Origin of the sequence: Oceanobacillus sojae, assembly GCF_007991515.1 — a bacterium.
Lineage (GTDB): Bacteria > Bacillota > Bacilli > Bacillales > Amphibacillaceae > Oceanobacillus > Oceanobacillus sojae.
The window spans coordinates 1-994 of record NZ_BJYM01000045.1 but is presented as its reverse complement, the minus strand read 5'-3'; the positions used below and the strand labels follow the sequence as shown (position 1 = coordinate 994).

General features: G+C 39.7%; 1 protein-coding gene. It reads left to right on the top strand.

Going from position 1 to position 994, the window contains the following annotated elements; genetic code table 11:
- Positions 1 to 994: Fe-S cluster assembly protein SufB (sufB, locus tag OSO01_RS23150; protein WP_147212812.1), on the top strand; the 994-nt coding region annotated here is incomplete at both ends.

Genomic DNA, 994 nt, shown 5'->3' with positions numbered 1-994 from the left:
CATTTCTACAAGCGTCCAATGCCGCAATGGGGCGGGGACCTTTCAGGTTTAGACTTCGACGAAATTGTTTATTATGTAAAACCTTCTGAAAAGCAAGGTAGAACTTGGGATGAGGTGCCTGAAGAAATCAAACAGACTTTTGATAAATTAGGTATTCCTGAAGCAGAACAAAAATATCTTGCAGGTGTATCTGCACAATATGAATCAGAAGTAGTTTACCACAGTTTGAAGGAAGACCTTCAGGAACTTGGTATTGTATTTAAAGATACAGACACTGCACTGAAAGAAAATGAAGAACTATTTAAAGAATACTTTGGAACAGTTATTCCTTATTCTGATAATAAATTCGCTGCATTAAACTCTGCAGTATGGTCTGGCGGTTCATTTATTTATGTACCAAAAGGCGTAAAAGCAACAACGCCATTACAAGCTTATTTCCGTATTAACTCTGAAAATATGGGACAGTTTGAGCGTACGCTTATCATTGTTGATGAAGAAGCATCTGTACACTATGTAGAAGGCTGTACAGCACCAGTTTACACAACAAACTCTCTTCACAGTGCTGTTGTAGAAATTATTGTTAAGAAAGACGGCTACTGCCGTTATACGACAATCCAAAACTGGGCAAACAATGTGTATAACCTTGTTACAAAACGTGCAGTTTGTGATGCGAATGCAACGATGGAATGGATTGATGGAAACATTGGTTCCAAGCTGACGATGAAATATCCAGCTATCCTTCTAAAAGGAGAAGGTGCACGCGGAAATACGCTTTCTATCGCTTTAGCAGGAAAAGGACAGTTGCAGGATGCTGGTGCAAAAATGCATCACCTGGCGCCAAATACGTCTTCAACAATTGTTTCTAAATCCATCTCTAAACAGGGCGGTAAAGTATCTTACCGCGGTTTAGTACACTTTGGACGTAAAGCGGACGGAGCCCGTGCTAATATTGAGTGTGATACACTTATTATGGATAATGAGTCGACTTCCGATA